The following is an 11782-nucleotide window of genomic DNA, read 5'->3' as shown; positions in this document are numbered from 1 at the left end:
GTGGAGGGCGTGGAGTCCTCTGTTGCTGTGTTGGCTGTTTTTGTCCGTGAGGCCGCCGGGGCCGGTTCTGGGTCGGGTGCTGATCCGCTTCGGGATCAGGCGGATGCCTGGTTGGATGCGCTGGCCGAGGCGGCCAGGCTGGAGGCCCGGGTGGCGGCGTTGAAGGTGCAGGCCGCGGCCGGTTTCGCCGGTGCGGAGGCGGCGATGGCGTCCCCAGACGCGTCTCGGCGGGAGCAGGACGTGCTGGAGATGTCGGTCACGGCGGAGGTGGCGGGCGTGCTGACCGTGAGCGAGGGGTCGGCGGCACGGTTTCTGGAGGAATCGGCCAGGCTGAACACGGATTTGCCGTTGACCCTGGCCGCGCTGGGGGCTGGAACATTGTCCTGGCAGCACGGGCGGATCATGTGCGATGAAACCGATGGGCTGGACGCGGAAGCAGCGGCGGCGTTTGAGGCGCACTTCCTGGATCCGGACGCGCCGAACCCGGCGCGGGGTTGCCCGGCCGGGGAGCTGACCCCGGCGCGGTTCCGGGCCAAGGCACGGTATTGGCGGGAACGGCATCATCCGGTCAGCATTGAAAAACGCCATTGCAAGAGCGTGAAGGATCGGCGTGACCCAGCTCCGCGTCGACGCCGCCGCCTCGTGGCTCCTCGGCCCGGCCCCGGGCGTTGATGGCGCGACGGGGGACCCGGCCGCAGAATTCTTTCCCACAGATTCCCTGCCGTCGGGGTCCCTGCCCCCAGATTCTGTGCGGGCCGGTGATGTGCCGGACCGTGGCGCCCCGGCCGGCGATGTGCTCGCTGGTGTGCCGTCGCCGGCGGCGCAGGTGCTGGTCACGGTTCCGGTGCTCTCGCTGCTCGGTGTGACGGAGGAACCGGCCACGCTGGACGGTTATGGGCCGATCCCGCCGTCCATGGCCCGCCGGCTCGTCGCCGACGGCGGAACGTCCTTCCTCCGTGTGCTTACCGACCCGCGGGACGGTGCGCCGCTGGAGATCGGACGGACCAGGTACCGGCTGACGAAGCCGATGCGCCAATGGCTGCGGCTCCGCGACGCCCGGTGCACGTTCCCCAGCTGCAACAACCACTCCCTGGACAACGACGCCGACCATATCCTCGCGTGGGCGGACGGCGGCGGCACCGGCATCGCCAACCTCGGCCAAACCTGCGCCAAACACCACCGGCTCAAACACGCTACGGCGTGGCAACCGGTCGGCGCCACCCGCGAGAGCCCGCCCGGGTGGATCTCACCCAACGGACGGTCCTACCCGGCCGAGTACCAGGACTGGGAACCACCCGACTGGCCAAAGGACTTTGACCCACCACGGGCCAGGGATCCCATTGCGCTGCCTTTGGATCCTTGGCCTGACTGGCCCGAAGGGGTGCCACTGAGGGCCGCCTAAATCGGGTCTCTTCGGTGATGCCCATCATTCCTTTGTAGGTGGGCGACTTTTGCAGCAGTGTCCTACGGTCCGGAAACGCTACGGCGTCAGCACCCGCATCGATGTACCGTCCAGCCACGCCGTGACGTCCTCGAGCGCACCGCCGAAGAACGCCCGGTAGCTGGCGTCGGTTACATACCCCAGGTGCGGCGCCAGCAGGGTCCGTGGCGCATCGAGGAGGGGGTGGCCGGCCGGCAGCGGTTCCTGGTCGAACACATCGAGTGCCGCCCCGCGGATCCAGCCCTCGTGCAGCGCGGTGACCAGCGCTTGCTGGTCCACCAAGGGACCGCGGGCGGTATTCACCAGCACGCCGTCCGGGCCGAGCAGGCGCAGTTCACGTTCACCAACTGTTTCCTCCGAACGCGGCGACAGCCGCAGATGCAGGGACACGACGTCGGACTCCCGGAACAGCTCGTCCTTGCCAACCCTACGGGCGCCCGCCGCGGCCGCAGTCTCGTCGGTCAGGTTCTGGCTCCAGGCCAGCACGTCCATCCCGAATGCGCGGCCGTAGCCGGCGATGCGCTGCCCGATCTTCCCCAGCCCCACAATCCCGAGGGTCTTGCCGGACAGTTCAAAGCCGACGCCGGTCTGCCACCGCCCGTCGCGCAGGGCGGCTTCCTCCTGCGTCAGGTTCCGGGCAAATGCCAGCAGCAGCGCCCACGTCAGCTCGGGCGCGGCTGTGGGGGAGCCGCCCGTTCCGCAGACGGTGATCCCCAGTCGCGAAGCTGCCTCCACATCGATCGAGGCATTGGCGGCGCCGGTGGTCACCAGCAGTTTCAGCCGGGGCAGCTTTTCGAGGATCCGGCCGGGAAAGGGTGTCCGTTCCCGCATGGCAATGATGATGTCGGCGTCCTGCAGTGCTTGCAGAACCTCCGCTTCCGTGGCGAGGTGCTGCGTGAACACCGTGACGGCGACGCCACGCTGTTCCAGAGAGCTCCAGTCGGCGAAGCTGTGGGCCACGCGCTGGTAATCGTCGAGAATCGCGAGCTGGTACATGCTGTCCTTCTGCTTTGAAATGTAGCCTGCTCTTAAACAAAGGAGGCAGGAACCCGCCGTAGCGGGCCCCTGCCTCCTGAGGCTAGTCGAGCAATGCCTGGCCGGGCTTGGCGGGCAGGGCATGCTCTGGCCGGGTGAGCCTAGCCGGCCTTGACGGCCAGCACCGGGCAGGATGCCTCGAGCAGGATCTGCTGGGCCGTGCTGCCCATGATCAGCTTCCCCACGGGGGTCCGCTTCCGGAGGCCGATCACGATGAGTTCGGCCCGGTACTTCTCCGCGGCCTCAAGCACCTCGTTGGCCGCGTCGTTGCCGCGGATTGGCTGCAGTACCAGGTGCTCGATCCCTTCCTGGTCCAGGCGTTCGGTCACCTCCGAGATGTCCGCCGCCTGGGCGTACCGCTTGTCAACGATGGCGTCTCCCCGGGAGGAGTTGATGATGACCAGCCGGCTTTGGCTCTTGTGGGCCTCCGAGATGGCCCGGTCCAAGGCTGCGGTGCCCTCGGCCGTGGGGACGTAGCCGACAATGATGCTCACAAGTTCTCCTGTCCGTGGTTGGCATGGGTGGCGTCCGCCCGGCGGCGGCCGGCATCAGCATCGCGCCCAGCGGCAGACCGCTCAGCAGCGGGTGCCTCAACAGCAGGTCCGCCGGCCATGGCCAGCCCGGCCGGCCGCGGCCGCACGCGGCGCCAGAGCCGTGCCAGGAGCGGCCAGAGCAGGACCACCGCCACGATGACGTAGACCACGACGGCGACCGGCTCGCTCCAGAGGCCGGATACGTCGCCTGCGCTCAGCTGCAGCGCCTGGCGCAGCTGCTTTTCGAGGCGCGGTCCCAGGATCACGCCAAGGATGAGCGGCAGGACCGGCAGCCCGTAGCGGCGCATCATGAAGCCGAGGGCGCCCAGGACCAGCAGGAGCACCAGGTCGAACGCCTGCAGGTTCACCGAGTAGGCGCCCAGCGTGGCAAAGAACAGGATGCCTGCGTAAAGATACGGACGGGGCAGACGGAGCAGCTTCGCCCAGACGGGCGCCAGGGGCAGGTTGACCAGCAGCAGCAGCAGGTTGCCGATGAAGAGGCTCGCAATCAGCGCCCAGACCAGCGGGCCTTCGTTGGCGAACAGCAGGGGACCGGGCTGGATGCCGAACTGCACGAACGCAGCGAGCATGACGGCGGCCGTGGCGTTCGTCGGCAGGCCCAGGGCGAGCATCGGGGTAAGCGTGCCGGCAGCGGCGGCGTTGTTGGCGGCCTCGGGTCCTGCGACGCCTTCGATGGCGCCCTTGCCGAACTCCTCAGGGTGCTTGGACAGCCGCTTCTCGGTCACATAGGAAAGGAAAGTCGGGATTTCGGCGCCGCCGGCGGGCAGCGCTCCGAAGGGGAAGCCGAACGCGGTGCCGCGCAGCCATGGCTTCCAGGACCGCTTCCAGTCTTCCTTGCCCATCCACGGCCTGCCAACCGGGATGATCTGCAGCGGTGTGCGGCGCAGGTGCGCCGCGACCCAAAGGGCCTCGCCGACGGCGAAGATCGCCACGGCGACCACCACGACGTCGATGCCGTCCGCCAGCAGCGGCAGGCCAAAGGTGAGCCGGGCCTGGCCGGATACGAAGTCAAGGCCGACGAAGCCGATTGCCAGGCCGAGGCCAAGGGAGGCAAAGCCGCGCAGCCGGGACGCGCCCAGGACCGCGGTGACGGCCAGCAGGGCCAGGACCATGATGGCGAAGTAGCTCGGTGATCCAAGGCTCACCGCGAACTTGACCACGATTGGTGCGAAGACCACCAGGAGGGTGGTGCCGATGGTGCCGGCGACGAAGGAGCCGATGGCCGCCGTCGCGAGCGCCTGCGCGGCTCTGCCGGCCTTGGCCATCTTGTTGCCTTCAATGGCAGTGATCACCGAGGAGGACTCGCCGGGGGTGTTGAGCAGGATCGACGTCGTCGAGCCGCCGTACATGCCGCCGTAGTAAATGCCGGCGAACATGATGAATGCGCTGGTCGGTTCCAGGACGGAGGTCACAGGAAGCAGCAGCGCCACCGTCATGGCCGGGCCGATGCCGGGCAGGACGCCGACGGCCGTGCCCAGGAGAACGCCGATCAGGGCGTACAGCAGGTTCATGGGGGTCAGCGCCGTCGCGAACCCTGCCATGAGTGAGGACAGGATGTCCATCTAGAGAATCCCTTCAAGGAGCCCGGCCGGAAGGGCGATGCCCAGGCCGAGGTAGAAGCCGTAGAAGGTCAGGAGCGCCAGTGCCAGCGAGATGAGTCCGTCACGGACGTAGTGGCGGCTGCCGAGCGCCCAGACGCTGCCCCAGAAGAGCACGGTTCCGGAGATGACCCAGCCGGCCCAATCGATGAGCAGGATGTTGGCGATGAAGGCTCCGGCCAGCGGCAGGACGGTCTTCCAGTCGCTGGGGTGGGTCAGGTCGACGTCCTCGCTGGCTTCGGCCTCGCCGCGGCCACCCCGCATGACGTTGACTGCCAGCATGACTGCGCAGACCAGCAGGAGGACTCCCACGATGATGGGCAGGGTCTTGGGGCCCACCGGGTCTGACTGGGAGTAGGGCACGACCAGGCGGGCTGCGTCCAGGAGGACCAGCGCGCCGGCCGCCCCGAGCAGGGCTGCGACGCCCAGCTCGGAGCGGCCTTTAAGGCGGGTGGACAAAGAGGTCACGCCAGGCCGAGCTTCGTCAGGACATCGGCAACGCGCTTGTCCTGGTCCGCGAGGAAGGACTTGAATTCGTCACCGGTGATGAAGGCGTCGGTCCAGCCGCGCGTCTTCAGGGTTTCCTTCCAGGCTGCCGACTCGTGCATCTTCTCCAGGGTGGCGATCAGCGCGTCGCGGTCCGCGTCACTGATGCCGGGAGGGGCCACGATGCCGCGCCAGTTGCTGAAGACCAGGTCGATGTTGGATTCCTTGAGCGTGGGGGCGTCCACTCCCTCGAGCCGGTTTTCGCCGCTGGTAGCCAGCACGCGGATGTCGCCGGACTTGATCTGCTGGATGTATTCGCCGGCTCCGGAAGCGGCGAAGCCCAGCTTGTTGCCAATGATCGCCGGGAGCAGGTCGCCGCCGCCGTCGTAGGAAACGAAGTTGACCTTGGTGGCGTCGATGCCCACGGCACCTGCGAGCTGCATGGGCAGGAGGTGGTCCGGGCCGCCGGCCGAGGAGCCGCCGCCGACGCTGACCTTGGCAGGGTCCTTCTTCCAGGCGGTTACAAGATCGTCGATGGTCTTGTACGGGGAGTCCTTGGAGACCATGATGGCGCCGGGCTCTTCAATGAGCTTCGCCAGCGGGGTGGTGTCGGTCAGCTTCGACTCCGACTTGTTGGTGTAGCTTGCGCCGACCACGCCAAGGCCCATGAGCATGGCCAGGTCGCCGTTGCCTTTTTCGTTGACGATGCGGGCCAGGCCAACGGTGCCGCCTGCGCCGGCCAGGTTGAAGACCTCGGGGTTGGTGGCGAGCTTCTCGTCTTCGAGAACCTTCGCGGCGGCCCGGGCCGTGGTGTCATAACCGCCACCGGCGGTATTCGGCACCATGATGCGCAGCCCGCTAAGGGGTGCGGTGCTTGCTCCGCTCGTGGAGGGGCCGGCTGCAGTCTTGCCGGTTGCTCCGCAGCCTGACGCCATCAGGGCGATGCCTGCGGCTACTGCGGCCACGCGCAGTGCGCTCATTCCGCGCATGTTGTTCCTCTTCTCGTTGATCCGTTTGATCGGGTGCTTCCGATGCTAGGGCTGAACGTGATGCCCCTCACTCTTGTGTAAGCAGAGAAAGTTAAGTTCATTTCGTTCACGTTTCCGCACACCAACAAGGCGCCTCAACGAGGGGTTGGCCCGCTAGCGCCTCCGGTATAGTTCACCCCACCCCCGGACCCACAGGAAGAACAGCAGCACATGACTCCACGGCGAGGAATGTCCCTTGCGGGGCAGTATCTTCGGCTGCAGCTCCTGATTGTGCTGGCCGTGCTGGTGGCCGTGGTGGCGATCTCGCTGGCCCAGTCGGCGGCAGCCTTTGAAAGAGTCGAGGGTCGCCGGGCTCTCTCGGCTGCCGAGACGCTGGCAGCGAACCCTGCCGTCCGCAGCCTGCTGCCGGATGCCCAACCGCAAAGCGGTTCGGTGCTGCCCTCGGTGGCTGAAGCGGTGCGGACGATCTCGGGTTCCTCCCAGGTGGCTCTGGCGCGGTCCGACCGGACGGTCGTGACGTCGTCGGACCCGTCCCAGGAGAGCCGCCAGCTGGAACTCGGCGACAGCGCGGTGATGTCCGGGCGGGCGTGGACCGGAGTGGTTGGGACCGGGGCAGAGGAAGCGGTGGCCGCGCACGTGCCCGTGCTGGACGACGCCGGGAAAATGGTCGGCATTGCCATGGTCGGCAGGAACTACCCGTCTGTTCTGGAGCGTCTGGGCGATGCGGTCCCGAACCTGCTGACTTATCTGGGCGTGGCGAGTGTCCTGGGCGTGGCCGGCTCGCTCCTGCTGGCCCGCCGCGTCAAGCGCCAGACGCTGGGCATGGAACCGGACGAGATCACCGGACTCGTGGAGAACCGGGAGGCGATGCTGCACGGGCTCAAGGAGGGCGTCGTTGCGCTGGATCCGCAGCAGCGGATCACGGTGGTCAACGACAGTGCGCGGACCCTCCTGGGCCTGCCCCATGACTGCGTGGGCAAGGGCCTGGAGAGCCTTGCGGTGCCGCCGGTGCTGCGCGAGGTACTCACCGAGGACCAGCCCGGGCCGGACCGGCTGGTCCTGGTGGGGGAGAAGCTGCTGGTGCTGAACCGGATGCCGATGCGCTCGCACGGACGGGTGATCGGTTCGGTCACCACCCTCCGCGACCGGACCGAGCTGGCTTCCCTGGAGCGCGAACTCGGCACGACCCGGACGGCCACCGACACCCTCCGGGCGCAGGCGCACGAGTTCGCCAACCAGCTGCACACGATCTCGGGCCTGATCCAGATCGGCGAGTACGACTCAGTGGTGCAGTTCGTCAACGGCACGACGTCGAACCGGACCCGCCTGAACGACGACGTGACCAGCCGCATCGAGGACCCTGCCCTGGCCGCGCTGCTCATTGCCAAGTCGAGCCTGGCAGCCGAGCGCGGGGTGTCCCTGCAGCTCGCCGAGGAGTCCCGGCTGGGCAAGGTGGACGAGGAACTGTCCCGGGACCTCACCACCGTGGTGGGCAACCTGGTGGACAACGCACTCGATGCCGTCACCAACACCTCAGAAGCGGAGGTCGTGGTGCTCATCGGTGATGACGACGGCGATGTGCGGGTTGATGTGCGCGACTCGGGACCGGGGGTTCCGGTAGAGGTCATGGACGACATTTTCCGACAAGGGTTCAGTACCAAAAATGCGTCCGACGGCGGCCGCGGCTACGGACTGGCGCTCGCCAGGGTGGTCTGCCAGCGCCGCGGCGGGCGGCTTACCGTGCGGAACGACCACGGCGCAGTGTTTACCGCACTGCTGATGCGTAAAACTGCTGATGCTTAGGGAGGAGCGGCCTTGATCAACGTACTCATCGTCGACGACGACTTCATGGTGGCCAAAGTCCACGCCGGATTTATCCAGCGCACGCCGGGGTTCGCCGTCGTCGGGGTTGCACATACGGGCGCGCAGGCGGTGCTGGAGACCGCACGGTTGCAGCCGGACCTGGTGCTGCTGGACATCCACCTGCCCGACGTCAACGGCCTGGACCTGATGCACCAGCTGCGTGACGTGGCACCGGAGCTGGACGTGCTGGTGATCAGTGCCGCACGCGAGGTGGAGACGGTGCGGAAGGCGCTCCGCGGCGGGATCGTGCACTATCTCATCAAGCCGTTTTCGCAGACCGACCTGCAGGAGCGGCTGGAGCACTATCGCAACACCTACCAGAGCCTCGATTCGTCCAAGGACGTGGCGGAGCAGTCGGACGTCAACCGCGTGTTTGGGCTGGAACGCGCGGACCGGCCGCTGCCGAAAGGCTGCAGCGCCGAGACGCTCCAGGTGGTGGAGCGGGCATTGCGCGCCGGCGGCAGCGACGTGTCGGCCGCGGAACTCGCTGTGCAGGTGGGGACGTCGCGCGTCAGTGCGCGGCGCTATCTGGAGTACCTCAATGACGAGGGGCTGGTGGACGTGACCCTCAAGTACGGCGTCGGGCGTCCCGAACGGCGGTACGAGTGGAAGGCGGCGTGAGCGGTCGGCTTAGGACCCCGCCCTGATTGCTTCGATGCCCTGCAGCGCACTGACCGTGACCGCGTCAACGCCCGCCGCACCGTCAATGCGCACCAGCAGGGCGCGCCTGCCGTAGCGGGCGATAACGGGTTCGGTTTCCCGCCGGTACAGCTCCAGCCGGTGGCGGATGACGTCCTCGGTGTCATCGCTCCGCCCCTCGGCCTCGGATCGGAGCAGGAGCCGTCGGACGATCTCGTCGTCGCCGGCGGTAATTTCCACCACGGCATCGAGCCTGGTTCCGGCCGCGTCCAGGATGCCATCCAGGTCGTCCAGCTGGCTCACAGTGCGCGGGTAGCCGTCCAAGAGGAAACCGTCCCGCGTGTCCCGTTCCTGCAGCCGGTCCCGCAGCATGGCGGTGGTGAGACGGTCCGGGACGAGGTTGCCGGCGTCGAGGAATTCCTTGATTTCCCGGCCCAGGGGCGAGCCGTTGGCGAGGTGGCTGCGGAACATGTCGCCCGTGGAAATCTCCGGGATGTGCAGCTGCCCGCTTAGCCGGCGCGCCTGGGTGCCTTTGCCTGAGCCGGGCGGGCCGATGAGCAGGATGCGGGTCACGCTTTTGGTCCGATCTGCCGAGAAAGCACGCTTGGGGCCTATTCTGCCGCCAGACCGCTCCACCTGCAATGGATGGGATGTCCCTTCAGAGGTCCCGGGTGTTTCCAGCTGCCGGGGTGTTCACAACCGCGGTGGTGGATCCTAGGCTGGGACCCACCATCCAAGGAGGCCATCATGACAACGCCGAGACCATCATGAGCATGCTGCCGGACAGGCCCAACACCGCCCTGATGGTGCTTGATATGCAGAAGGGGGTGGTGGCCGACGCGCTTGAGCGGGACGCCGTGGTGTCCAACATCGCCGTACTGGTGGACAAAGCCCGCGAAGCGGGGGTCCCAATCGTCTGGGTCCAGCATTCCGACGACCGGCTGGAGAAGGGGAGCGAGGCCTGGGAGTACGTGCCCGAGCTGAGGCGCCGCGAGCAGGAACCGCTGGTGCACAAGTCCTACAGTGACGCCTTCGAGGACACCGATCTGGAGCAGGTGCTGGCTGCATCGGCGGTGGGCCGGCTGATGGTCGCCGGAGCGCAGACCGACGAATGCATCAGATCCACCATCCACGGGGCATTCGTCCGCGGCTACGACGTGACGCTGGTCAGCGACGCCCACACCACGGAGGACCAGACCGACTGGGGTGCTCCTCCGCCGGCCCAGGTCATTGCCCACACGAACCTCTACTGGAAGTACCACGAGGGGCCCGGCCGGACGGCCGCGGTGGCAGAGACCAAGGACATCACCTTTGGCGGCTGAAGGGGACTGAACCGGCTGGATACCGGTCACATGCCGGCGGCCCGCTCCTCCAGGAGTTCCCGTGTGCGCTGGTTCCTTGCCAGCCCCGCCGCCGCAATGAATTCGGCACGCGCCTCCGCGGTCCGCCCCAGCCGGGCCAGCAGTTCCCCCCGGACGCTGGGCAGCAGGTGCGTTCCGCGCAGGGCGCCGCCGGAGGCGAGACCGTCCACGATGGCCAGCGCGGCCGCCGGTCCGGTGGCCATGGATACGGCCACGGCCCTGTTCAGTTCCACCACGGGACTGGGCGCGATTCTGCCCAGCGCCTCATAGAGAACGACGATGCGCTGCCAGTCCGTGTCCTCGACGCTTGGCGCGGTCGAATGACATTCGGCAATCGCGGCCTGCAGTGCGTAGTTGCCGCGCCCGCGGCCCAGCGCGTCGCAACGGCGCAGGTCGGCACGGGCCCGGCCGATCTGGGCCCGGTCCCACCGGGTCCGGTCCTGGTCCGCCAGCAGGACCGGGGACCCGTCGGGAGTGGTGCGGGCGGGGAAACGGGATGCCTGGAATTCCATCAGGGCCACCAGCCCGTGGGCCTCGGGTTCGCGGGGGACCAGCCCGGCCAGGATGCGCCCGATCCGCAGGGCCTCGTGGGCCAGGTCGGGCCTGATCCACGCGTCTCCCGTGCTGGCGGCGTACCCTTCCGTGAACATCAGATAAACGACGCCGAGGACAGCTCCCAGCCGGGCGCCCCATTCGTTTGGCTCGGGAACCTCGAAGGGCACCCGGGCCGCCGCGAGGGTTTTCTTGGCCCGCACAATGCGCTGCTGCACGGTGGCGACGGGCAGCAGGAACAGTCGCGCAATCTCTTCAGTGGTGAGGCCGCCCACCACCCGCAGCGTCAGCGCCATCTGGGCCTCCCGGGAGAGGACCGGGTGGCAGGCGGTGAAGACGAGCCTGAGCACGTCGTCCTCCAGCGGCACCCAGGCCACGCCGTCGTCGCCTTCAAGGTCCCGTGATATGGCACGGTACCTCTCCTCCAACCGCTCGGACCGGCGCCACGCGTCGATGGCCTTGCGCTTGGCGACGGCGGTGAGCCAGGCGGCGGGATTGTCCGGCGTCCCGGATTGCGGCCAGCGGACCAGGGCCTCAGCCAGCGCTTCCTGGGCCAGGTCCTCGGCGAAGCCCATGTCCCGCGTGGCACGGGCGAGAGCGGCGACGATGTGTGCGCCCTCGATGCGCCACAGGGCATCAATCCGGCGCCGGACCGCGGCTTCAGCCTCTTCGTTCACAGTCTGTTTACTCACAAACTCCTAGCTCACCGCCTTGCTCCCGGCTCAGGGCTGGTTCAGTTCCTGACGCCATACCGCTTCCTTCTTGATGTACTCGTTGTCGGCGAAATCGGCGAAGTCGTCGGCCTCAGCTATCCGGCGCACCTCGAGCTTCGACCCGGGACCAAGCGGGCAGCGGCTGGCCCACTCCTTCGCCTCTTCCTTGGACGCCACCTGGACAATCCAGAAGCCGTTGAACAGCTCGTGCGTTTCGCCGTAGGGGCCGTCCGTCACCACCGGCGGTTCATCGGCAAAGTCGACCACGAAGGCCGAGCCTTCGGACAGGTCAGTCAGGCCCTCACCGGCGAGCATGACGCCGGCCTTGATGAGCTGTTCGTTGTAGGCGCCCATCTGGTTGAGGATCTCCTCGAACGGAACCTGCTTCGACGCTTCGATGGCTTCGTCCGTGGCGCGCATGATGAACATGTACTTCATGGGTCTCTCCTTGCCTTGACGTGGACGCCGTGTGCGTCCGTCTACTATCCCGTCGAACGGGTCCGGCGGAAATCGACAGGCAGCCTGAATTTCTTTTCGGCGCGGGTTTTGCG

11 protein-coding genes and 1 pseudogene are annotated in these 11782 nt (G+C 67.6%); 4 read left to right on the top strand and 8 right to left on the bottom strand.

Annotated elements, in window-relative coordinates; all coding sequences use genetic code 11:
• Positions 1 to 1402 (top strand): annotated as a pseudogene (locus AC1DFE_RS14885) (HNH endonuclease signature motif containing protein); the annotation flags it as partial.
• Positions 1403 to 1480: 78 nt separating this feature from the next.
• Here the strand turns inward: AC1DFE_RS14885 and AC1DFE_RS14880 are convergent.
• The 5 genes from AC1DFE_RS14880 to AC1DFE_RS14860 form a co-directional block, all read right to left on the bottom strand.
• The gene (locus tag AC1DFE_RS14880; RefSeq protein WP_476906643.1) at positions 1481 to 2437 is read right to left on the bottom strand and encodes a D-2-hydroxyacid dehydrogenase family protein; all 957 of its coding nucleotides are present in this window, start codon (positions 2435 to 2437) and stop codon (positions 1481 to 1483) included.
• A 140-nt stretch (positions 2438 to 2577) separates the two neighbouring features.
• A complete protein-coding gene (locus AC1DFE_RS14875) occupies positions 2578 to 2970 on the bottom strand; it encodes a universal stress protein (RefSeq protein WP_476906642.1) in 393 nt (130 codons plus the stop codon).
• A complete protein-coding gene (locus AC1DFE_RS14870; RefSeq protein WP_476906641.1) occupies positions 2967 to 4592 on the bottom strand; it encodes a tripartite tricarboxylate transporter permease in 1626 nt (541 codons plus the stop codon). The genes AC1DFE_RS14875 and AC1DFE_RS14870 overlap by 4 nt, the downstream gene beginning before the upstream one ends.
• Entirely contained in the window at positions 4593 to 5096 is a 504-nt protein-coding gene (locus tag AC1DFE_RS14865) for a tripartite tricarboxylate transporter TctB family protein (RefSeq protein ID WP_476906640.1), read from the bottom strand. It abuts the gene before it with no gap.
• The gene (locus AC1DFE_RS14860; protein WP_476906639.1) at positions 5093 to 6103 is read right to left on the bottom strand and encodes a Bug family tripartite tricarboxylate transporter substrate binding protein; all 1011 of its coding nucleotides are present in this window, start codon (positions 6101 to 6103) and stop codon (positions 5093 to 5095) included. Before AC1DFE_RS14860 ends, AC1DFE_RS14865 begins: the two co-directional genes overlap by 4 nt.
• 228 nt (positions 6104 to 6331) lie before the next feature.
• Here AC1DFE_RS14860 and AC1DFE_RS14855 point away from each other — a divergent pair, with 228 nt between their 5' ends.
• Entirely contained in the window at positions 6332 to 7906 is a 1575-nt protein-coding gene (locus tag AC1DFE_RS14855; RefSeq protein ID WP_476906649.1) for a sensor histidine kinase, read from the top strand.
• Between the two features lie 12 nt (positions 7907 to 7918).
• Positions 7919 to 8587, top strand: a complete 669-nt coding sequence (locus AC1DFE_RS14850; protein WP_476906638.1) for a response regulator — start codon at positions 7919 to 7921, stop codon at positions 8585 to 8587.
• Between the two features lie 9 nt (positions 8588 to 8596).
• Here AC1DFE_RS14850 and AC1DFE_RS14845 read toward each other — a convergent pair whose 3' ends face one another.
• Entirely contained in the window at positions 8597 to 9178 is a 582-nt protein-coding gene (locus AC1DFE_RS14845) for an adenylate kinase (RefSeq protein ID WP_476906637.1), read from the bottom strand.
• A 116-nt stretch (positions 9179 to 9294) separates the two neighbouring features.
• Here AC1DFE_RS14845 and AC1DFE_RS14840 point away from each other — a divergent pair, with 116 nt between their 5' ends.
• A complete protein-coding gene (locus AC1DFE_RS14840; RefSeq protein WP_476906636.1) occupies positions 9295 to 9927 on the top strand; it encodes a cysteine hydrolase family protein in 633 nt (210 codons plus the stop codon).
• A 26-nt stretch (positions 9928 to 9953) separates the two neighbouring features.
• On the opposite strand, the gene AC1DFE_RS14835 is transcribed toward AC1DFE_RS14840, so the two are convergent.
• Positions 9954 to 11210, bottom strand: coding sequence for an RNA polymerase sigma factor (locus tag AC1DFE_RS14835; RefSeq protein WP_476906635.1), 1257 nt, complete (start codon positions 11208 to 11210; stop codon positions 9954 to 9956).
• Between the two features lie 30 nt (positions 11211 to 11240).
• Entirely contained in the window at positions 11241 to 11669 is a 429-nt protein-coding gene (locus AC1DFE_RS14830) for a YciI family protein (RefSeq protein WP_476906634.1), read from the bottom strand.
• Positions 11670 to 11782 lie beyond the last annotated feature (113 nt).

The sequence above is a fragment of the Arthrobacter sp. 05T423 genome (assembly GCF_056396245.1).
This window is presented reverse-complemented; position numbering and strand designations above follow the sequence as displayed.